The sequence below is a fragment of the Demequina sediminicola genome (assembly GCF_000975055.1).
GTDB lineage: Bacteria > Actinomycetota > Actinomycetes > Actinomycetales > Demequinaceae > Demequina > Demequina sediminicola.
On record NZ_BBRB01000001.1, the window covers coordinates 1021812 to 1041176 of the forward strand.

22 protein-coding genes and 3 tRNA genes are annotated in these 19365 nt (G+C 62.6%); 15 read left to right on the top strand and 10 right to left on the bottom strand.

Annotated features, from left to right (window positions below; all coding sequences use genetic code 11):
* The first annotated feature begins 13 nt into the window (after positions 1-13).
* The 6 genes from AOP79_RS04750 (at position 14) to purM (ending at position 6503) form a co-directional block, all read left to right on the top strand.
* On the top strand, positions 14-1003 hold the full coding sequence (locus AOP79_RS04750) for an ABC transporter permease (RefSeq protein ID WP_062070898.1): 990 nt from the start codon (positions 14-16) through the stop codon (positions 1001-1003).
* Positions 996-2006 carry an ABC transporter permease gene (locus AOP79_RS04755; RefSeq protein ID WP_082093348.1) on the top strand — a complete coding sequence of 337 codons (1011 nt, stop codon included), beginning with the start codon at positions 996-998 and terminating at the stop codon, positions 2004-2006. Before AOP79_RS04750 ends, AOP79_RS04755 begins: the two co-directional genes overlap by 8 nt.
* Positions 2003-2956, top strand: a complete 954-nt coding sequence (locus AOP79_RS04760; protein ID WP_082093349.1) for an ABC transporter ATP-binding protein — start codon at positions 2003-2005, stop codon at positions 2954-2956. The genes AOP79_RS04755 and AOP79_RS04760 overlap by 4 nt, the downstream gene beginning before the upstream one ends.
* Positions 2956-3813 carry an ABC transporter ATP-binding protein gene (locus AOP79_RS04765; protein WP_062070900.1) on the top strand — a complete coding sequence of 286 codons (858 nt, stop codon included), beginning with the start codon at positions 2956-2958 and terminating at the stop codon, positions 3811-3813. The genes AOP79_RS04760 and AOP79_RS04765 overlap by 1 nt, the downstream gene beginning before the upstream one ends.
* A 114-nt stretch (positions 3814-3927) precedes the next feature.
* Positions 3928-5403 (top strand): amidophosphoribosyltransferase, encoded by a 1476-nt coding sequence (gene purF / locus AOP79_RS04770; RefSeq protein WP_062070902.1) that lies wholly within the window; start codon positions 3928-3930, stop codon positions 5401-5403.
* Complete coding sequence (gene purM, locus AOP79_RS04775) at positions 5400-6503, top strand: phosphoribosylformylglycinamidine cyclo-ligase (protein ID WP_062070904.1); 1104 nt, start codon at positions 5400-5402, stop codon at positions 6501-6503. The genes purF and purM overlap by 4 nt, the downstream gene beginning before the upstream one ends.
* 418 nt (positions 6504-6921) lie before the next feature.
* Here purM and AOP79_RS04780 read toward each other — a convergent pair whose 3' ends face one another.
* Complete coding sequence (locus AOP79_RS04780; RefSeq protein ID WP_062070906.1) at positions 6922-7119, bottom strand: DUF3073 family protein; 198 nt, start codon at positions 7117-7119, stop codon at positions 6922-6924.
* A 225-nt stretch (positions 7120-7344) separates the two neighbouring features.
* Between AOP79_RS04780 and AOP79_RS04785 the strand changes: the two genes are divergently transcribed.
* Genes AOP79_RS04785 through AOP79_RS04795 form a run of 3 tightly spaced genes read left to right on the top strand, consistent with a single transcriptional unit; the run spans position 7345 to position 9077 of the window.
* Complete coding sequence (locus AOP79_RS04785) at positions 7345-7545, top strand: BldC family transcriptional regulator (protein ID WP_062071084.1); 201 nt, start codon at positions 7345-7347, stop codon at positions 7543-7545.
* A 36-nt stretch (positions 7546-7581) separates the two neighbouring features.
* Positions 7582-8142: a methylated-DNA--[protein]-cysteine S-methyltransferase gene (locus AOP79_RS04790; protein ID WP_062070908.1), complete on the top strand. Its 561-nt coding sequence runs from the start codon at positions 7582-7584 to the stop codon at positions 8140-8142.
* On the top strand, positions 8139-9077 hold the full coding sequence (locus AOP79_RS04795) for a DMT family transporter (protein ID WP_062070910.1): 939 nt from the start codon (positions 8139-8141) through the stop codon (positions 9075-9077). Before AOP79_RS04790 ends, AOP79_RS04795 begins: the two co-directional genes overlap by 4 nt.
* Before the next feature lie 115 nt (positions 9078-9192).
* Here the strand turns inward: AOP79_RS04795 and AOP79_RS04800 are convergent, their stop codons facing one another.
* The 4 genes from AOP79_RS04800 to AOP79_RS04815 all read right to left on the bottom strand — a co-directional run bounded on the left by AOP79_RS04800 (position 9193) and on the right by AOP79_RS04815 (position 10028).
* A complete protein-coding gene (locus tag AOP79_RS04800; protein ID WP_062070912.1) occupies positions 9193-9567 on the bottom strand; it encodes a phage holin family protein in 375 nt (124 codons plus the stop codon).
* Positions 9568-9681: 114 nt separating this feature from the next.
* Positions 9682-9757, bottom strand: a tRNA-Phe gene (locus tag AOP79_RS04805).
* Between the two features lie 61 nt (positions 9758-9818).
* Positions 9819-9892, bottom strand: a tRNA-Asp gene (locus AOP79_RS04810).
* 63 nt (positions 9893-9955) lie between these two features.
* Positions 9956-10028 (bottom strand) — tRNA-Glu (locus tag AOP79_RS04815).
* 168 nt (positions 10029-10196) lie between these two features.
* On the opposite strand from AOP79_RS04815, the gene AOP79_RS04820 reads away from it, so the two are divergent.
* Positions 10197-10547, top strand: a complete 351-nt coding sequence (locus tag AOP79_RS04820; RefSeq protein WP_174435652.1) for a metallopeptidase family protein — start codon at positions 10197-10199, stop codon at positions 10545-10547.
* Between the two features lie 55 nt (positions 10548-10602).
* Here AOP79_RS04820 and AOP79_RS04825 read toward each other — a convergent pair whose 3' ends face one another.
* A complete protein-coding gene (locus tag AOP79_RS04825; RefSeq protein ID WP_152648003.1) occupies positions 10603-10827 on the bottom strand; it encodes a hypothetical protein in 225 nt (74 codons plus the stop codon).
* 26 nt (positions 10828-10853) lie between these two features.
* Here AOP79_RS04825 and AOP79_RS04830 point away from each other — a divergent pair, with 26 nt between their 5' ends.
* Complete coding sequence (locus AOP79_RS04830) at positions 10854-11225, top strand: Rid family hydrolase (RefSeq protein WP_062070916.1); 372 nt, start codon at positions 10854-10856, stop codon at positions 11223-11225.
* A 97-nt stretch (positions 11226-11322) separates the two neighbouring features.
* Here the strand turns inward: AOP79_RS04830 and galE are convergent, their stop codons facing one another.
* The 4 genes from galE to AOP79_RS04850 form a co-directional block, all read right to left on the bottom strand.
* Positions 11323-12297, bottom strand: a complete 975-nt coding sequence (galE, locus tag AOP79_RS04835) for a UDP-glucose 4-epimerase GalE (protein WP_062070918.1) — start codon at positions 12295-12297, stop codon at positions 11323-11325.
* 82 nt (positions 12298-12379) lie between these two features.
* Entirely contained in the window at positions 12380-13528 is a 1149-nt protein-coding gene (gene galK, locus AOP79_RS04840; protein WP_062070920.1) for a galactokinase, read from the bottom strand.
* On the bottom strand, positions 13525-14649 hold the full coding sequence (gene galT, locus AOP79_RS04845; RefSeq protein ID WP_062071088.1) for a galactose-1-phosphate uridylyltransferase: 1125 nt from the start codon (positions 14647-14649) through the stop codon (positions 13525-13527). The genes galK and galT overlap by 4 nt, the downstream gene beginning before the upstream one ends.
* A 224-nt stretch (positions 14650-14873) precedes the next feature.
* Entirely contained in the window at positions 14874-15980 is a 1107-nt protein-coding gene (locus tag AOP79_RS04850; RefSeq protein ID WP_236683212.1) for a LacI family DNA-binding transcriptional regulator, read from the bottom strand.
* Positions 15981-16139: 159 nt separating this feature from the next.
* On the opposite strand from AOP79_RS04850, the gene AOP79_RS04855 reads away from it, so the two are divergent.
* The 4 genes from AOP79_RS04855 to AOP79_RS04870 all read left to right on the top strand — a co-directional run.
* Positions 16140-16628, top strand: a complete 489-nt coding sequence (locus tag AOP79_RS04855) for a beta-class carbonic anhydrase (RefSeq protein WP_062070921.1) — start codon at positions 16140-16142, stop codon at positions 16626-16628.
* Between the two features lie 97 nt (positions 16629-16725).
* Positions 16726-16977, top strand: a complete 252-nt coding sequence (locus AOP79_RS04860; RefSeq protein WP_062070923.1) for a DUF1232 domain-containing protein — start codon at positions 16726-16728, stop codon at positions 16975-16977.
* A gap of 28 nt (positions 16978-17005) precedes the next feature.
* Entirely contained in the window at positions 17006-17728 is a 723-nt protein-coding gene (locus AOP79_RS04865) for a flavodoxin family protein (RefSeq protein WP_062070925.1), read from the top strand.
* A 279-nt stretch (positions 17729-18007) separates the two neighbouring features.
* On the top strand, positions 18008-19365 hold a 1358-nt coding region (locus AOP79_RS04870; protein ID WP_062070928.1), incomplete at its 3' end, for an Ig-like domain repeat protein.

Genomic DNA, 19365 nt, shown 5'->3' on the forward strand with positions numbered 1-19365 from the left:
AGGAGGATGGACGATGAGGTATATCGCCAGACGACTGGTCATCTATGCCATTACCTTGTGGGCGGCGATATCACTGAACTTCCTGCTACCGCGATTGTTGCCCGGTAATCCTGCCGACATCATGATCGCGAAACTCAGCAGGCGGGGTGATGTCTCCGATGCGCAGTTGGAGTCCATCAGGCGCCTCTTCGGCAACCCCGACGCCTCCCTGTGGCAGCAGTACCTCGACTATTGGGGTCAGCTGTTCCAGGGGGACCTCGGGACCTCAGTGCAGTTTTACCCCTCGTCCGTCTCAAGCCTGATTGGTTCGGCGCTGCCGTGGTCCATCGGACTGGTCGGTGTCGCGACGGTACTTTCCTTCATCATCGGTATCAGCCTCGGAATGTTCGCGGGTTGGAAGCGCGGCACCTGGGTCGACCACATCGTTCCGTCGACGACCTTGTTGCAGTCGTTGCCGTACTTCTGGGTCGCAATGGTCCTGATCTACTTCTTCGCCCGCGAGAACGAATGGTTCCCGCGGACCGATGGCTACGACATCTGGACTTTCAACAACACGGAATGGTCCTGGGCATTCGCGGGATCCGTGATCTACCACGGGATCTTGCCTGCCATCACCATCATCATTTCTTCCGTCGGCGGCTGGCTACTGGGCATGCGCAACATGATGGTGTCCACCATGGGTGAGGACTACGTTGTCACTGCCGAGGCCAAGGGCCTGAAGAAGGGCCGCATCATGCGTACCTACGGCGCACGTAACGCCATGCTGCCGTCGATCGCCGGAATCGGCGTCTCGCTCGGCTTCGTGGTGAGCGGCTTCGTTGTCATGGAACAAGTGTTCAGTTACCCCGGCATCGGAAAACTCATGATTGAAGGGGTCGAGGGCAATGACTACGCCCTCATGCAGGGCGTTTTCCTGGTCATCACACTCACTGTGTTGGCTGCGATGTTCATCACCGACCTGGTCTACGGACTTATCGACCCGAGAGCGCGCCAAAATGCCTGATCTACTTACTCACGCACCCGACCCTGTCGATCCCGGTGAGGCCGCAGACGCGCGCGAGGATGAGCGCCACATCAAGCGCCATGTGAACGGAAAGTTCCTCATCGGTGCCGCGGTTCTCACCTTCATGATCCTGTTCGCGATCTTTGGGCCCATGATCGCTCAGTTCGACCCCCGCATATCCGGCGACAACCCCGTACTAGCTCCGCCAGATAGCACTTACTGGATGGGCACCACAAGCCTGGGTCATGACGTGTTCTCCCAGATGGCGACGGGCGCCAGGACCTCCCTGTTGATCGGTGTGATCGCGGGATTGATCGCGGTGACGCTTTCTATCCTCTTTGGTGTTGTCGCAGGATATGTTGGTGGAGTTACTGACGAGGTCCTCACACTGATCATTGGCGTGATGCTGGTGATCCCTGGTCTGCCTCTGACCATCGTCATCTCCTCCGCCGTCCCCGGACGTTCAGGGTTGCTCGTGGCCGTGATCCTCGGTATCACCGGATGGGCGGGTGCCGCTGTGGTGCTCAGATCCCAGGCGCAATCTCTCCGAAACCGAGATTATGTGGCGGCATCTCGCATTGCAGGCGAGAACCCCTTCCGAGTCATCGGTGTTGAGGTGCTGCCTAACCTGCTACCACTGCTGACTGGGCAGTTTCTGTTCGGAGTTATCTTCGCCATTCTTGGTGAGGCTGGCCTGTCCTACCTTGGTCTTGGGCCAACAGGGTCAATCTCCTGGGGAACCATCCTCAATGATGCGAACTCCGGGTATGCACTGCAGAGCGGCGCTTGGTGGTGGTTCCTGCCGCCCGGTATCGCTGTCGCATTGGTGGGTATGTCCCTGGCTCTCATCAACTTTGCCGTAGACGAGGTGATCAACCCGAAGCTCCGCTCGGCACCTCTCGAAGCCCGTCGCCTGCGCAAGGCCAAAGCTGAGAAGAAGGCAATCGCCAAGGCCGATAAGCAGGCCGCCAAGGATGAGAAGAAAGCGGAGGCTCAAGCATGAGCGACGCACCAACTGCTGACGCCACGGTTGCTCCAGAGGTGCCCGTCACTGCTGGCACCCATGAGCACGTAGGCGCAGATGGCACCCGCGATGTCGCAAACGCAGAGGCGGTTATTACCGCTCGCAACGTCCACATCGAGTACGAAGTCGACCCCGTGGCGGTCAGGGCTGTCCGCGGCGTAGACCTCACGGTGTACCGCGGAGAGATCCTGGGGCTGGCAGGGGAGTCTGGCTGCGGCAAGAGCACACTCGCCTACGGTCTGAACCGGTTGCTCAAAGCTCCCGCGCTCATGACCGAAGGCGAGGTCACCTTCCACGACCGCACCGACGGTGTCGACACGGACATTGACGTGCTGGCACTGGATGGCGACCAGTTGCGGGCATTCCGCTGGGACAAGATTTCCATGGTGTTCCAGGGAGCGATGAACTCCCTCAACCCGGTCATCAAGATCCGCAAGCAGCTTTTCGATGTGTTCACCACGCACCGCCCAGGCATGACCGATGACGCGATGGAAGAGCGTTCGCGAGAGCTGCTGGAACTGGTCGGAGTCGATCCAGACCGCATCAACTCTTATGCGCACGAGCTCTCTGGCGGTATGCGTCAGCGCGTCATGATTGCGATGGCGTTGGCCCTGGAACCGCAGTTGATGATCATGGACGAGCCCACCACCGCACTCGATGTGGTGGTGCAGCGAGACATCATCCGGGAGATCATGCGCTTGCGTGAGATCTTCGGCTTCGCCGTCATCTTCATCACGCACGACCTCCCGATGCTGCTCGAAATCTCGGATCGTGTGGCCATCATGCTTGAAGGCCAAATCGTCGAGCGCGGAACCGCGCACCAGATTTACACCAACGCGCAGCACGACTACACCAAGAAGCTGCTGAGCTCGTTCCCGAGCCTCACTGGTGAACGCGGCTCGTTCGTCCGCGGTGGAGAGGACCTGTAATGGCCACGTTGAACGAGCAAGGAACCAAGGCCAACAGCGGCGAAGGTACGTTGGAGTTCCGCAATGTCGTCAAGGAGTACCGGGTCCGCGGAGCCCACAAGAAACTGCGCGCAGTCAACGACGTCTCCTTCACCCTGGAACCAGGTAAGACCATCGCATTGGTGGGAGAGTCGGGTTCCGGCAAGTCCACGATTGCGAAGACGATCCTGCAACTCGAGAGGCCTACCTCGGGTGATGTCCTGATTGACGGCAAGAGTGTCCCTCGTCGAGGGCGTGCACTCAAGCGCTACCGCAAAGACGTGCAGATGGTGTTCCAAGATCCGTTTGCATCGCTCAACCCGTTCCATAGCATCGGCCATCACCTCGAGCGCCCCATCCGCCTGCACAAGGCGGTCGGTGCTGATCAGACGGTTGACGAACGCATTGCTGAACTCCTCACCCGTGTGAATCTGGAGCCAGTGGAAGAGATCGCCGGTCGCCGTCCGCACGAACTCTCCGGTGGTCAGCGACAGCGTGTGGCCATCGCACGCGCCCTCGCACCTGGAAGTCGCTTCCTCATTGCCGATGAACCGGTCTCGATGCTTGACGTGTCCATCCGCCTGGGGGTGTTGAACCTGCTAGCGCGCTTGCAGCGTGAAGAAAATCTGGGGGTGCTCTACATCACCCATGACCTCGCGACCGCACGTCACTTCTCTGACGAGATCATGGTGATGTACCGGGGCGATGTCGTTGAGCGTGGGCCCTCCGATGAAGTCATCCTGAACCCTCAGCACGACTACACCAAGCGACTCCTTGCCGCAGCTCCAGACCCGGACCGTCTGGGCCAGATGCGTGATGAGGTGCGCCGCGCGCTGTAGTCGGAGCTCTCAGCATGTGACCAGTGGTTGCACTGTCGCTCTCAGGGGCGGCAGTGCACCCGCTGTGTGGGACAATGATCCCGTTGTTTCCCGCCCCCATCAGGAGGACCGTAGATGCCCCGTGGCGACGGCCGGCTTAACCACGACCTTGACCCTCAGGACAAGGGGCCACAGGACGCCTGTGGTGTCTTTGGCATATACGCCCCTCAAGAGGAAGTCTCCAAGCTGACCTACTTTGGTCTCTACGCTCTGCAGCACCGCGGCCAGGAGTCAGCCGGCATCGCGACCTCTAACGGCGACAAGATCCTTGTCTACAAGGACATGGGCCTCGTATCCCAGGTCTTCGATGAAGCGGCCCTGGGTGCTCTCACCGGCCACATCGCCGTTGGTCACGCCCGGTACTCGACCACCGGAGCATCGGTCTGGGCCAATGCGCAACCCACGCTCGGCCCCACCAAACACGGCACCGTCGCCCTCGGACACAACGGCAACCTGACCAATACACACCGCCTCCTCGAGCTCGTTGAAGAGCGCCTGGGCGCGGCTCGAGCCAAAGAGATGCGCGAGGGCGGCGTTACCGACACCTCGATCCTGACTGCACTGCTGGGCTGGGACCACTACGACTCGGTGACCGAAACTGCTCTGGAACTCCTCCCGCACGTCGACGGTGCCTTCTGCCTCGCGTTCATGGATGAGGACACACTGTATGCGGCACGTGACCCTCAGGGTGTGCGACCGCTGGTGCTGGGCAAGGTGCCTTCCGGCGGCTGGGTTGTGGCGTCTGAGACCGCTGCTCTCGACATCGTCGGTGCGACATTCGAGCGCGAAGTGGAACCCGGCGAGTTCCTGACCATCAACGCCGACGGTGTCCACTCCCAGCACTTCGCTAAGGCCGAGCCCAAGGGCTGTGTCTTCGAATACGTGTACCTCGCCCGCCCTGACACTCACATCAACGGCAAGTCGCTTCAGGCCGCGCGCGTAGAGATGGGTCGGCAGCTGGCACGTGAGCACCCGGTCGAAGCAGACATGGTCATGCCTACCCCGGAGTCCGGGACCCCGGCCGCTGTGGGCTACGCGCAAGGTTCTGGCATTCCCTTTGGCCAGGGCCTTGTGAAGAACGCCTACGTTGGCCGTACGTTTATTCAGCCGTCGCAGACGCTGCGCAAACTCGGTGTGCGCCTGAAGCTCAATCCTCTGCGCGAGCAGATCGAAGGCAAGCGTCTCGTGGTGGTCGATGACTCCATCGTGCGCGGCAACACCCAGCGCGCCGTCGTGGCGATGCTGCGCGAGTCCGGAGCCGCTGAGGTTCACCTGCGGATCTCATCGCCGCCCATCCAGTGGCCATGCTTCTACGGCATCGACTTTCCGACGCGCGAAGAACTGATCGGCGTGACCATGTCCGTGGAGGAGATCCGCGAACACTTGGGCGCGGACTCGCTCGGCTACATCTCCGTTGAAGGCATGATCGCGGCCACCGAACAGGCAGAAGAACGCCTGTGCACCGCCTGCTTTACCGGCGAATACCCCATCGAGCCGCCAGTCGATGCCAAGCACCTTTTGCTGAACCAACCCGTGGAGGCCTCCTCATGACCGAGCCCATCACCTATGCCGGTGCCGGCGTTGACACTGAGGCAGGCGACCGCGCCGTAGAACTCATGAAGGATGCAGTGGGCCGCACCCACGGCCCCGAAGTCCTCGGCGGCGTGGGCGCCTTTGCGGGGCTCTTCGACGCATCGGCCCTCAAGTCCTACAACCGTCCGCTGCTGGCCTCCTCCACCGACGGTGTGGGCACCAAGATTGTGATCGCCCGCGCGCTCGATGTGCACGACACGATTGGTCAGGACCTGGTCGCGATGGTGGTGGACGACATCGTGGTGTGTGGTGCCAAGCCGCTCGTCATGACCGACTACATTGCGTGCGGCAAGGTCGTTCCCGAGCGTATTGCGGACATCGTTCGCGGTATCGCCGAGGGCTGCGAAATGGCTGGCACCGCGCTCGTCGGTGGCGAGACCGCAGAGCACCCAGGAGTGATGGATCCAGACGATTACGACGTGGCCGGTGCCGCCGTCGGCGTCGTGGAAGCCGATGCTGTCCTCGGCGCCGAGCGCGTCCGTGAGGGCGACGTGGTGGTGGCCATGGCATCGTCCGGGCTGCACTCGAATGGCTACTCGTTGGTGCGTCGCGTCGTCGAGCACGCCGGCTGGAAACTCGATACGCAGATCGACGACCTCGGCCGCACGGTCGGTGAGGAACTGCTCGAGCCAACCCGCATTTACGCCCAGTTGTGTGTCTCGCTCGCAGAGTCCACCCCAGGTTTGCGTGCCTTCTCGCACGTGACAGGCGGTGGTCTCGCGGCGAACGTTGCGCGCGTGCTGCCCGTAGGCCTCGCCGCCACCGTCGCGCGCGATGCCTGGGACCTGCCCGCAGTGTTCTCGGTGGTTCAAGCGGCTGGTTCAGTGCCGTGGAACGATCTGGAGTCGACTCTCAACATGGGCGTGGGCATGGTTGCTGTCGTGGCCCCAGGGGACGCCGATGCGCTCATCGCCGCGTCGTCAGCGGCCGGCGTTCCAGCCTGGACGCTCGGGACGATTGTTCCTGACGACCAGCGCGCAGTGTCCCCTGATGTCATCCGTGGCTCCAAGGGCGTCGACGGCGGGGCCGTGTACCTCAGCGGCGCTTACCGGGTCTAACTCCGCGGCGCTTGCGGGGTCTAACTCCGCGGAGGTTTGGCTTCGGTGGCAGCGGGGAAGCCGACCCCGGCTCTACCCCGGCAGGCGCGCTCTCTACCCCGGCAGGCGCGCTCTCTACCCCGGCAGGCGCGCTCTCTACCCCGGCAGGCGCGCTCTCTACCCCGGCACGTGCGCTCTCGGCTCCGCCATCTGACCTCGCTCGACTCCAGCATGTGCGCTGGCGGTGGATTAGTGCCCAATGAAGGTGGATTTGGGCACTGACGTACCGCTAGCGAGCGGCTCGTTGCGGGCGTGCCGCTGCTGGCCTGCGGGCGCGGTGGGTGCTGGCGCAAAGGGTGGAGACGATGTTCAGGCTCTTGGACGCATGCCAATGAAACGCTCCATGAGCGCCGGTGTGAAGAGAGAGTTGAAGAACCGCTTAGCGGTCGTCGTCCTCGGCCCAACGGTCGATGTACTCGTCGGTTTCCTCGACTGAAACAGGGTCCGGCGTGCTTGGCTGCGACTCGGTTCCACTGATGAGCTCTCGCTCAAGATCGCGCAGATCTGCGCCGTGGTTCGAGTACTTCAGCTGACGCGCGATTTTCGCGTCCTTAGCCTTCTGACGGCCACGCCCCATGAACGCTGTCCCTTCTGCTCGTCGCGGGCGCACGCCTTAGCGGGCCCGGCGTGCTGAGTCCTAAGCGGTACTTTACAACGCGACAGAGGGTGATTGCGACTCTGGGCGCATCGGACACTGAGGAAAGTTCCGACAAACAGCGTCATAACGGCGTACGTGCTCCGTCTCAAGGTATGAAAAGGGTCCAAGGATGGGCCGTTGAGATAGCTAGAGGACGATTTGATGATGCCAGGCACCATGCAGGAACCGGAAAAGTTGCTGACGCCCAGTGAGGTTGCTGCGATCTTCCGTGTGGACCCCAAGACTGTGACTCGGTGGGCCAAGGTGGGGAAGCTCTCTGCGATTCGGACACTAGGTGGCCACCGTCGCTTCCGGGAGGCTGAGGTTCAGGAACTCTTGGCTCAGGCGCAAGAGGGCACTGCCTGATCTTTGCCTTGTATGGCCAGGCGTACGCTGAACCGCATGGAGACGTCCCCTCTCACTGCTGCCGCATACGCCACTCCATGGGGTGATCTTGCGGTACTTGCCGATGCTGCAGGTGCCGTGCACGCCGCCGGGATGGGGACGGTCCGCGCCGTCGCGGCGCAACGTCCCGTCGAGAGCGCGCAACGCCCGTGGGAACCGGGGGAGCAGCCACAGATCGCCGATGCCTTGGAGCAGTGGCTTGCCGGGAATCCCGATGCTGTGACGTCGATACCCGTCCACCTGTCGGGCCCAGATTTTCTTGTCGAGGTGTGGACCCACCTCCGTGACGTTCCCGGGGGTGCAGTGGTCTCCTACGGTGAACTGGCGGAGATGGCCGGGCGGCCCCGTGCCTCGCGTGCCGTGGGAACGGCCTGCGCGCGCAACCGGGTTGGCATTTTTGTGCCGTGTCACCGGGTAGTGCAGGCGGGCGGGCGGCTCGGCTCCTATGGATTCGGCGGCACCAGGGTGAAGGCCCAAATGTTGCGCCTCGAGGGGGTAGAGGTGCGTGGGGACGATGAGGGCGCACGCCTGATCGAACCCGCTGAGTTTCGCGCGTGAGCGCCGCAGATGTTCCGCTGCGTAGTTGGCTCCCCTACTTTCTGGGGGTCTCCGCTGCGTGGGGATGTAGCTTCCTCTTTATTGAAGTGGCTCTGCGTGAGTTTGCCCCCACGCAGGTGGCTTTTGGGCGGGTGTTCTTTGGTGCCATCACCCTCATCGTCATGGTGCTGGTCACTGGCAACCGCCCCACTCTGACGTGGCGCAAAGTTGGCGCCGTCGCTGTGGTCGCGGCCTTCATGTCTGCCATTCCATTGGTACTGATTCCTGCCGCCCAGCAGCACATCTCCTCCATCCTCGCCAGCCTTTTGAACGCCACCACGCCACTGTGGACGGCGTTGTTCGTCGCACTCCTCATCCCCGCAGAGCGCGTGAGCCGTGCACAGCTTGCCGGCCTCGTCATCGGCGCCGGAGGAATCGCGATCCTGCTCGGTGCTTGGCGAGTAGACGACTTCCCCCTGTGGGGAGCGGCACTGATGCTCGGAGCGACCGCCTGCTACGGCATCGGCTCAACGCTGTCCCGCGTCCTTCTGGGCCGCGTCCAGGACTCACCCATGGCGCTGTCGTCGATCCAGATCACCCTCAGCGCCCTCATGCTCGCCCCAGTGGCCCTCGCAGTACCCAGCCCGGATGCCGAGGCCTTCGCATTGAGTTCGGTGTCCCTGTGGGCGCTCATCGCGTTGGGCGTGACGGGAACGTCATTTGCCTACGTGTGGTTCTGGAAGGTCGTCAAGGCGGCAGGAGCAACCACCGCCGCATCCGTCACCTACGTAGTGCCCGTGGTCGCGACCGCCCTCGGTGTGCTCGTACTCGGAGAGACGCTCGCCTGGTACGAGGTCGTCGGCGCTGCCGTCGTGTTCGGGGGAGTGTGGCTCTCCCAGCGCAAACCCAAGCCGCGCCCCGAAGCCCTTCCAGAGATCAAAGGCTCGGCGGCGTAACCCGGGTCACCGAAGCATCGGCGCTATGCCGTGCTGTCTGAACCGGGGCGCGCTGTCTTGCCCAGAGACAGCAACGCGGGCGCCCTCCGTGGAGGACGCCCGCGTGTGGAGAAAACTAGAAGGAGTTCTTGATGCGCTCGATCGACGCGGTAGGCACCAGGTCCTTGTTCTTCTTGATCTTGTGGGCACCCCAGATGCCGTAAATCACGATGAAGAACAGCAGCACGCCCGCGACAATCAGGCACGCACCCCACACCGGCATGACGAGCGAAAGCCCTGCGATCGCAGCACCCAGGAGCACGAGCACCATGAAGATGCCAAGCACTGCAACGACGGCAAGCATCGCGGCGCCCTTACCGAGTTCACGGCTCTTGACCTTGAGCTCGACCTTGATCACTTCGCTCTCGGCCCGGATGGTCGCCATCCACTGCCCAGCGATGGCGCTCAGCATTGCGTTGAGAATAGTTTTTGCGAAACCTGATCCAGGCATGAGGCCTCCTTGTAGGCGTTTCTCCTAGTGAACCGTCTATCGGCACTTCCACGCAAACGCTGAAGGACCGGTTGGGCATAAGAAAAGGCCCCCGGTTTCCCGAGGGCCTCACTGTGGTGGCTCCGACCGGCGTCGATCCGGTGACCTTTCGATTTTCAGTCGAACGCTCTACCAACTGAGCTACAGAGCCTTGCGAACTGTGACATCCGCTAGCGAGAAAGCCCCTCCGAATTGAAGGGGCAGTCGCACCGCGACCCTGACGGGACTTGAACCCGCGACCTCCGCCGTGACAGGGCGGCGCGCTAACCAACTGCGCTACAGGGCCTTGCTTGTCGGCCGCCCAGAAGACGACCGACTAGTAGTGTAGACCACTTTCTACGCTACTCAGTACCCCCAACGGGATTCGAACCCGTGCTACCGCCGTGAAAGGGCGGCGTCCTAGGCCGCTAGACGATGGGGGCGCCGCTCGAAACCCTGAAAACAGGGAACCGAACGCGTCTATCTTACGGTGTGTTTGGGGATGCTCAAACCACTTGGGGGAATCAATGCGCACGAAGGGCCCTGGGCACGGGATTTCTTGACCCCACAACCGTGTCGAGAGGACCACCCAGGTGCGAAACAATGGCGTCATGGTCGAGATGAGCGAAGAGGACTTCGAGTCCGCGGTGGACGACGCCCTGGATGCGATCCCTGAGCAGCTCTTGGCGATGGTCGACAACGTGGTGATTCTGATCGAGGACGAGCCGGAGAACGGTGAGGAACTCCTGGGGCTCTATGACGGTGTCGCACTCACCGAGCGGGGTGCCGACTGGGGGATGGCTGACTTGCCTGACCGCATCTTCATTTATCGCGGCCCCACGTTGCGTCACTGTGACGATGCGGACCACGTGCGCGAGGAGGTTGCGATCACGGTGGTGCATGAGATCGCGCACCACTTCGGGATCGACGATGACCGCCTGCACGCCTTGGGGTGGGGCTAGCCGTTCCGTCGGTGCGGGTGCGGGTGCGGGTGCGGGTGCGGGTGCTGAGGGGCGTTTACTCAGCGGGCTCGTCGAGTACCCATCCTTGACGCTGCAGGTCGAACACAAACTTGTTCAGGACTGCGGTGGACTCTTCCTCGTTCTCGCACTGTTCGTAGGCCACTTGCGCGGGCTGTTCGGGTAGTGCTCGATCGGCGGTGGTGACCACCACGGTTGCACCATTGTCTTCGACGTGAAAGACCTTGACCTGGGTGTCGCGGGACATGCTGAAAGGCTCCATGGCACCACTCTAAGTACTCTGAAGGTATGCGAGAGAACTTCGACTCCGGTGGCCAGTGGGAAGACGCTCACGGATACTCGCGTGCGGTGCGAGTGGGCTCGATGGTGTGGGTGTCAGGGACGTTGGCGTCGCCGGCCGCTCTGGACCAGGGGCCGGAGGGGCAAGCGGCCGATGCCTTGGCGCGGATTGAGCATGCGTTGGGTGAGGCGGGGGCCACCATGGAGGACGTGGTGCGCACCGTGATTTTTGTGGTGGACATTGAGCATTTTGATGCGGTGTCTCGGGCGCATCGGCATGCGTTTGGTCAGATCCGGCCGGCCTCAACGATGGTTGAGGTGTGTGCGCTGGCGGATCCTCGGGCGCTCGTGGAGATCCAGGCTGACGCGATCATCGCCTAAACCCTCGCCAAATGGCTCCATTTCGCTGTCTAGAGGCCTCAAAACAGCGAAATGGAGCCATTTCGCGTGGAGAAAAGTGGGGGGGGGAGAGAGGAGGTTAGGCGTCAGGGGCCGCTTTCCAGGCCGAGGACGCCATGTCCTCAATGGTGTGGGACATCTTCCATTCGATGTCGTCTGCGGCTTTCTCGCCGCGCGCGACGATGCGGTCTGGGTCGCCGGGGCGGCGGTCCCTGACCACAGGCACGAGGTCCGACGACGCTGCCTCCAGGAGTGAGCCGACAATCTCCTTGACTGAAGTCCCATCCCCCGAGCCCAGGTTGTAGACGCGATCGAGGGGGCGCCCGGCATCGAGCATCCGCGCCGCGGCCACGTGCGAGTGCGCGAGGTCCTGGACATGGACGTAGTCGCGCACGCAGGTGCCGTCGGGGGTGTCGTAGTCCTCGCCAAAGATGAGCGGAGCCTGGCCGCCCTTGATGGCCCGGATGACCTTGGGGAACAGGTTGTGAGGGGAAGCGTCATAGACCTCGTCGGTGCCGGACCCCACCACGTTGAAGTAGCGCAGCGAGGTGGCGCGCAGCGGCGCATCGGAATCGGCAGTGGCACGCACTTGGTCATTGATCAGCCACTCGCCGATCAACTTGGACTCCCCGTAGGGCGACTCGGGTGTGGTGGCGGTGTCTTCCGTGACGACCTCAGCATCGGGCGTGCCGTAGACGCCTGCGGAGGACGAGAACACGAGTTGAGTGACCCCAGCATCGGCCATGGCCTGCAGAAGCGAGACGGTGCCCTGCACGTTCTGGGTGTAAGTGTGAAGCGGGTACTTCACGGACTCGCCGGCGTACTTATAGCCCGCGCAGTGGATGACACCTCGTACGTCGTGCTCGCGCATGGCTGCGGTGACAGCAGCAGTGTCGAGGATGGATGCCTGGACGAACGGCGCGTCCTCAGGGACGAACTTCTCGAAGCCGCTCGAGAGGTCGTCGACGACGATCGCGTCGATTCCGCCATCGCGCAGCGCCCGTACTACGTGCGCGCCAATGTAGCCCGCTCCGCCCGTCACCATCCAGCTCATCGTTGCCTCATTCCGATTACGGCATCGAACAGGGCCGATGCCTCTCCTCAGGGGATGTATTGAATTGTCCGCCTCGTAGGGGCTAAACGTCGCGTCGCGCGCCCTGGGAGGGCACCACGGGGAAAATAGTGGGCTCGCGCAGGCCGTGTTCGGCCAGGACGGCACGGACCGCCTCGGCGATGGCCTCGGCCTCGCTCAGGGGCACGAGGGCAATTGCTGAGCCGCCAAGACCACCGCCCGTCATCCGTGCTCCGATGGCGCCAGCGGCTACTGCCGCGTCACAGGCCAGGTCGATCTCGCGCACCGTGATCTCGAAGTCGTCACGCATGGACACCTGTGAAGCGTTCAGCAGGTCACCGAGGGCGCGAGGCCCGTCTTTCCTCAGGGTTTCGACGGTCGCAAGGACACGCTCGTTCTCCGTCACCACGTGACGCACACGGCGCAGGGTCTCTGCGTCCAGGACTGTCGCGGCCCGGTCAAGATCGTCGACGCCAATCTCGCGAAGCGAGTCCACACCCAATGCGCCGGCACCCACCTCACACGAGCGGAACCTGTCGCCGTAGCCGCCGGTGGCATGATCGTGATTCACGTTGGAGTTCATCACGAGGATTCCGAGTCCCTCCTCGCGCAAGTGCAGCGGTACCGGCTTCGCGTCCTCGGTCAGGCAATCGAGGAACACGACGTGATCCTCTTGACCCAGCATCGACGCTGCCTGGTCCAACAGTCCCGTGGGTGCGCCCACCGCAGAGTTTTCTGCAACCCGGCCTAGGCGCGCGAGGGCCAGAGGCGTGAGGCCCCAGTCCCACAACTCATTGAACGCGACCCCTGCCGCGCATTCGAGTGCGGCAGACGAGCTCAGTCCAGCGCCCACCGGAACCTGGGAGTCAATCACAATGTCCAGGCCGAACGCACCCTCCAAGGAGACTCCGGCATCGGCCGCTGCCCATGCCACTCCGAGCACGTACGCTGACCAGCCGTCCATCGAGGCCGGATCCAAAGAGTCCAGAGAGGCCACTACCTCGCCGTCTGTGAACGTGGAACGCAGATGCAATTCGCGGTCCTCGCGACGGGCGACTGCCACGCGTGTGCGGTAGTCAATGGCGAACGGCAGGACGTAGCCGTTGTTGTAGTCGGTGTGCTCCCCGATGAGGTTCACACGCCCTGGGGCTGACCACACTCCGTCAGGTGTCCGGCCGTACGCGGCGGTGAAGATGTCACTCATGCTGGTCATTGGTGGCTCCACTTCTCGTCAGCGAGGGAGAGTGCGTCGCGCAGTGCGGCCGCCGAGTTTTCGGGGACAAGGTCGCCAACCCACGCCCCCATGGCGGACTCGGAGCCTGCCAAGAACTTCATCTTGTCGGCAGCGCGCCGCGGGCTGGTGATCTGCAACATGAGCCGAATGCCGTCCGCTGCACGTACTGGCGCCTGGTGCCATGCCGAAATGTAGGGCGTTGGGGTGTCATACATTGCGTCAAGCATGCGCAAGAGGCGCGGTTGAAGATTCGCGAGTTCGTCCCGCTCCGCGAGGGTGGTGTGCGCGAGGTCGGGGATGTCGCGGTGTGGCAATACGTGGACTTCGATGGGCCAACGTGCAGCGTATGGAACGAACGCGGTCCAGTGATCGCCAGCGATCAGTACCCGAGGGCCCGAGCGCTCGCGGTCCAGGATGTCCGCCATCAGTGATGGGCCGTACTCCGCGACCGATGCGTGGAGTCGGAGCGTCCGGGGTGTGACGTACGGGTAGGCGTAGATCTGTCCGTGTGGGTGGTGCAAGGTGACGCCGATGGCTTCTCCGCGGTTCTCAAAGGGGAAGACCTGTTGGATGCCGGGGAGTTGGCTGAGTTCATGGGTGCGTTGTGCCCACGCCTCAATGACGGTGCGTGCGCGCTGGTCTCCGAGGGTTGCGAAGGAGCCGTCGTGCTCAGGCGAGAAGCAGACTACTTCGCAGCGGCCTACGGATGTTTGGGTGCGCTCAAGGCCGATGCCGGTGGGGTGGGGATCCCCAGGGGTGCCGAGGGCGGGGCCGAAGGAGGGGGAGCGGTTCTCGAAGACGGCGACGTCGTACTGGTCGGGGACCTCGGAGGGGTTGGTGGCGGTTTGCGGAGCCAACGGGTCGAGGTGTGCGGGGGGCAGCATGACTCGGTTCTGACGGGATCCGGCGATGGTGATCCATTCGCCGGTGAGGGGGTCCTGGCGTAATTGGGCGGTGTCAGGGCGGGGGTCAAGGCTGCGCGAGTCGGGCTTACGGTGGGCGGGAAGTGTCGTGGCGGCGTCGTCGAAGTAGATCAGCTCACGGCTGTCCGCGAGCGTGTCGCGGATGACTCGGATGGAGGGGTCGGCGGCGTAGTCCACAGGGGCGTCGTCGGACGCGCGTTGCAGGGTTTCTTCTACGTGGGGCACGGTTCATTCCCAACCTGTGAGTGGCTCTTCGTCTCAAAATGTTTACGTCACCATACACCAGCCGGAGGGGCATGCGCGAATGCTGGAATGCCCGCTGGGGCGGCGGTTTCGCCGCCGCTGGACAGTTGACGGTGGGGACTACAAGCGCGGCTGAGAGGCGTCCCTGGCGGAGGGTGCTAGGCGAAGGGGTGGGCGTTGCCGTCGGTACGGGGCGGCGCAGTCGATGAACGCACCACGAGTTCGGCCGGAAGCAATGACGTCGAGGCGCCGTCGTGAGAGCCGTGCTTCATCTGCTCCATCAACAGAGCGACCATGCGGGTGCCGATGGCGGCAAAGTCCTGCCGCACCGTCGTGAGCGGAGGCACCAGAAACTCCGACAAGGGAAGGTCGTCAAAACCCACCACCGAAACATCCTGCGGTACGCGGATCCCGCGCTCATGGAACGCCAGCAATAGACCTGCCGCCATCTCATCGTTCGCGCACACCACGGCGGTGACGCCCGTGATGTCAATGGACTTCCCGACCACGTATCCCGACGCAGGCGTCCAGTCACCTTGCCACGGCACGCTCACCCTCGAGTGATGGGCTTTCAGGGTGGACTCCCAGGCGTCGCGGCGGACGCGCGCCTGAATCGAATCAGCGGGACCGCCGAGCAAATGCACAGTGCGGTGGCCCAAACCGAGCAGGTGCTCCACGGCGGCGCGGGTGCCCGCGACCTGATCGGCTCCCACTGCAGGGATGTGGCCCTCGAAGCGCGAGTCCGACACCACGACGGGCATTCCTGGCGGCAGGACAAGATCCCCTGGGTTCGAGATCTCTGCGCGGACGATGATGAGGCCATCAATCGACTGGTGCGAGAGTCTCGAGGCTGCGCGAGTCATCTCCTGCGACGATGGTGACGCCACATCGACCAGCGTGACGGTGTGGTCAGTGAGTCGTGCGGCTTCGATCACCGCTTCCGCAGTGCGCGACTCTCCCGTACGCGCCAAGTTGTGTGCAATCAGGCCGATGGTGTGAAACGCACCGTTGCGCAAAGCGCGAGCTGCGTTGTTGGGCGAGTAGCCAAGGCTTGCCATGGCCTCGAGGACCCGTTCGCGCGTCGCAGGCTTGACGTTATCTTCGTTGTTGGCAACGCGAGAGACGGTTTGGCCGCTTACCCCAGCGAGCTCGGCAACGTCCGCCTGCGAAGGCCCCGAGCGAGGGCGCGTGCCTGCTCGGGTTGGCAGGTCGGGATCCGTATCGCCGTTGCGGCTCATGGTGCCGATGATAGGTGCATTCGCCATTGCGGCGACCACGCACCAAGGGGAAACCCAAGGCCGCACAGCACCGGAACGGCACACAACGTCCGCAGCTGTACGGCCTCGGTAATGAGAACGCTACTAGCCTCTTACGATAGGGGCGATAGTTGTGGCCGAAGATTGTCATATCTACGTGGAGGAATCATGGGAATTGCGGACGAACTGGTAGAAAACAACACTCGCTATGCGGCTGAGTACACCCCGGACCGGCCTTTGCCGCCGCGGCGTCAGCTCGCTGTGGTGGCCTGCATGGACTCGCGCCTCGATGTGTTTGCGCTGCTGGGCCTTGAGGTCGGTGACGCACACATCATGCGGAACGCTGGCGGCGTCATCACGGACGACATGATTCGTTCGCTCGTGATCTCTCAGCGCAAGCTCGGTACCCGCGAGATCATCCTCATTCACCACACCGATTGCGGCGCGCTGACGTTCACAGACGACGAGCTGCGCAATGACCTTCTCGACGAGACTGGCATCAAGCCCGCATGGTCCCCTGAGTCGTTCACAGACCTCGATGTGGACCTGCGCCAGTCGATGGAGCGCCTGCGCCGCGACCCGTTCCTCGTGGACTCCACTCAGGTGCGCGGATTCGTCTTCGACGTCCACACGGGCAAGCTTCGCGAAGTCGTATAGCCGGGCCGATGCCGCGGTTGGGGAAGAAAAGTTTCCCCCCGCGGCGTTACCTTGGGTGAAGACGTGACCGCATCGCGGTCCGGGGAGGTGACGGCGCATGTCGTGGTGGAAGTTTCTGGGCGCTGTGCGCCGAGGCGAGCACAAAGTGAGCCCCTTCACATGGATGACGGGGATTGTCACAGTGCTGTACACGTTCTGGCCTGTTGACCTCATACCGGAGTTGGTGTTGGGTCCGCTGGGCTTCATCGACGACCTGGGGCTATGGGGTGTGTTCATCATGCTCGCGAGCCGAGAAAAGTCTGCGTGGGAGGAACAACTCACCACGAGCCCTCGGGTAGTCGACGTTTAATTCACGCTTGACACAAGGAGGACGCACGATGAGTACTTCCGACTTTTCCGATCTCAAGGCTTGCTTTGTGAACTGCACCCTGAAGCCTTCGCCCGCGCTGAGTCACACTCAAGGGCTGATGGACAACTCGATTGCCATCATGGAAGCGCAGGGCGTAAGCGTGGACTCGTTCCGCGCTGTTGACTATGACATCGCGCCAGGAGTGAACCCGGACATGCGTGAAGACGTCCCGGGTGGCAATCAAGCCACTGACGATTGGCCGGAACTTGCCAAGCGCATCCTCGACGCAGACATCCTCGTGCTGGGGACCCCGATTTGGTTGGGCGAGCGTTCATCGGTCGCCTCGCGGGTGATTGAGCGTCTGTACGGGCTCTCCGGTGAAACCAACGATCGAGACCAGTACCTCTACTACGGGCGCACTGCCGGTGTCATCAGTACGGGTAACGAGGACGGCTCTAAGCACGTCGCAATGAATACCCTTTATGCCTTGCAGCACTTGGGATACACGATCCCACCCGCCGCTGACGCCGCCTGGCTCGGCGCCATAGGCCCGGGACCGTCCTACTTGGACGAGGGCTCTGGCGGTCCCGAGAGTGAGTTCACGCGACGCAACACGACATTCATGGCATGGAACCTCATGCACGTTGCCGCGTGGCTCAAGTCCGGCGGTGGCTTCCCCGCCGGCGGAAACTCCACCAAGGAATGGAACGACGGCGCGACGTTTGACCACCCCAACCCGGAGTACCGCTAGACGTTGAGCCGTCAGGGCGGTGCAAGGTCACCGCATGGGCGGCCGGACCCCGATCGACGGGTCCAGTCGCTTCACTGTTGTTCCCGCGCTAGATCATCCCGATTGAGCTTCCGGAGCAAGCGTTTACGCCGACGTTTGCCCGGGTGAGCAGCGCTCGGCACTAGCCCACGGTGGTGGTGTGAGTGTGGGGTAGGGTGCGTGGGGCAGTGGCGGTTTCCCCGACCAATGTGGTGAAACACGTAGAACGCACAGTGGTGTTCCATCCCTGTCTGTGAATCGATGGTGTTTCGGGGAGATGAGTTGGTGTTGTTGAGTGTGAAGCGTGTCGTGGCTGCGGTCATTGCCGCCTCCGGCGGCCTGGCACTTGTCATGGCTTCGAGTGCGGCTTCTCTTGCTGCAGATAGCGTGGCCCCGTCGCCGGGGTGGCCTGTCGCTTTAGAAGACAGCGGCGCGATCCTGACACAAGGGGTCGGCGATCTTGACGATGTACCGGAGCTTCCTCCAGGTGTGACATATACCGCTATCTCTGCTGGCGAATCTCATGCTGTCGCGCTGCGTTCAGACGGTCAAGCCGTGGCCTTCGGTACCAACGACGACGGTCAGACGGATGTACCGGAGCTTCCTGAAGGTATGAGGTATACCGCTGTTGCTACGGGCGATTATCACACCGTGTTGCTGCGTTCAGACGGTCAAGCCGTGGCCTTTGGAAGTAACCACGACGGTCAGACGGATGTGCCGGTGCTTCCCTCCGGTGTCACATATAGCGCGGTTGCCGCCGGCAACTTTCACACGATTCTGGTGCGTTCAGACGGTCGAGTCGAACTCTTCGGATACGACAGTTTCGGCCAGTCAGATGAGTCGAATCTGGATCCGACGGCTACGTATGTGGCTGCTGCGGGCGGCGGCGCTCACACGGTGTTGCTGCGCTCGGACGGCACAGTCGAGGCCTTCGGGCTCAACAGTCAGGGTCGTACGGATGTGCCGGTGCTTCCTGCCGGTGTGACGTATACGTCGGTGGCTTCCGGCGGCTTCCATACGGTGTTGTTGCGCTCGGACGGTCAGGTCGAACTTTTCGGATACAACCAGTCGGGTGAAGCTGATGAGTCGAGTCTGGAGTCAGGGACCACCTATACGGCAATTGCAGCCTCCAACCTTGGTAAATCGACACTGTTGTTGCGCTCCGATGGCACAGTTCAGGCCCTCGGTTCCTACACTTACGGTCAGTTTCTTATTCCGGAGCTTCCTGACGGGATGCGTTACACCGCCTTCGCGGCAGGCACCTTCGATACCGCAGTACTGCGTAGTGCTGTGAAAACGGAAACCACCATCACGGCTCCCGCCTCAGTACAGGCAGGCGAGTCTGTCAGCATCAGTGCCCAGGTTGCTGCCGTAGATGTGGATCCGGGCGTGCGCTTTAGCGGCTTCGTTGAGTTCACTATCGAGGGAGAACCACAAGAACCCGTTCGAGTTGCCGCGGACGGTTCAGTCAGTTTTGACTGGTCGCCAACCCAGACCGGTACCTATGGTGTCAGCGCTCAATATGTAGGCGGTGGCGACGGCAGCTACTTCACTTCTGCCCAACCCTCCGCCACCGCGAACATTTCTGTCACCGCAGGAGACATCGCCTCCCTTGCCTT

What these genes read in the sequence shown, in the direction of transcription:
- AOP79_RS04750 (WP_062070898.1), top strand. Translation starts at nt 14, where the DNA reads ATGAGGTATATCGCCAGACGACTGGTCATCTATGCCATTACCTTGTGG.
- AOP79_RS04755 (WP_082093348.1), top strand. Translation starts at nt 996, where the DNA reads ATGCCTGATCTACTTACTCACGCACCCGACCCTGTCGATCCCGGTGAG.
- AOP79_RS04760 (WP_082093349.1), top strand. Translation starts at nt 2,003, where the DNA reads ATGAGCGACGCACCAACTGCTGACGCCACGGTTGCTCCAGAGGTGCCC.
- AOP79_RS04765 (WP_062070900.1), top strand. Translation starts at nt 2,956, where the DNA reads ATGGCCACGTTGAACGAGCAAGGAACCAAGGCCAACAGCGGCGAAGGT.
- purF (WP_062070902.1), top strand. Translation starts at nt 3,928, where the DNA reads ATGCCCCGTGGCGACGGCCGGCTTAACCACGACCTTGACCCTCAGGAC.
- purM (WP_062070904.1), top strand. Translation starts at nt 5,400, where the DNA reads ATGACCGAGCCCATCACCTATGCCGGTGCCGGCGTTGACACTGAGGCA.
- AOP79_RS04780 (WP_062070906.1), bottom strand. Translation starts at nt 7,119, where the DNA reads ATGGGGCGTGGCCGTCAGAAGGCTAAGGACGCGAAAATCGCGCGTCAG.
- AOP79_RS04785 (WP_062071084.1), top strand. Translation starts at nt 7,345, where the DNA reads ATGCCAGGCACCATGCAGGAACCGGAAAAGTTGCTGACGCCCAGTGAG.
- AOP79_RS04790 (WP_062070908.1), top strand. Translation starts at nt 7,582, where the DNA reads ATGGAGACGTCCCCTCTCACTGCTGCCGCATACGCCACTCCATGGGGT.
- AOP79_RS04800 (WP_062070912.1), bottom strand. Translation starts at nt 9,567, where the DNA reads ATGCCTGGATCAGGTTTCGCAAAAACTATTCTCAACGCAATGCTGAGC.
- AOP79_RS04820 (WP_174435652.1), top strand. Translation starts at nt 10,197, where the DNA reads ATGGTCGAGATGAGCGAAGAGGACTTCGAGTCCGCGGTGGACGACGCC.
- AOP79_RS04825 (WP_152648003.1), bottom strand. Translation starts at nt 10,827, where the DNA reads ATGGAGCCTTTCAGCATGTCCCGCGACACCCAGGTCAAGGTCTTTCAC.
- AOP79_RS04830 (WP_062070916.1), top strand. Translation starts at nt 10,854, where the DNA reads ATGCGAGAGAACTTCGACTCCGGTGGCCAGTGGGAAGACGCTCACGGA.
- galE (WP_062070918.1), bottom strand. Translation starts at nt 12,297, where the DNA reads ATGAGCTGGATGGTGACGGGCGGAGCGGGCTACATTGGCGCGCACGTA.
- galK (WP_062070920.1), bottom strand. Translation starts at nt 13,528, where the DNA reads ATGACCAGCATGAGTGACATCTTCACCGCCGCGTACGGCCGGACACCT.
- AOP79_RS04850 (WP_236683212.1), bottom strand. Translation starts at nt 15,980, where the DNA reads ATGGCGAATGCACCTATCATCGGCACCATGAGCCGCAACGGCGATACG.
- AOP79_RS04855 (WP_062070921.1), top strand. Translation starts at nt 16,140, where the DNA reads ATGGGAATTGCGGACGAACTGGTAGAAAACAACACTCGCTATGCGGCT.
- AOP79_RS04860 (WP_062070923.1), top strand. Translation starts at nt 16,726, where the DNA reads ATGTCGTGGTGGAAGTTTCTGGGCGCTGTGCGCCGAGGCGAGCACAAA.
- AOP79_RS04865 (WP_062070925.1), top strand. Translation starts at nt 17,006, where the DNA reads ATGAGTACTTCCGACTTTTCCGATCTCAAGGCTTGCTTTGTGAACTGC.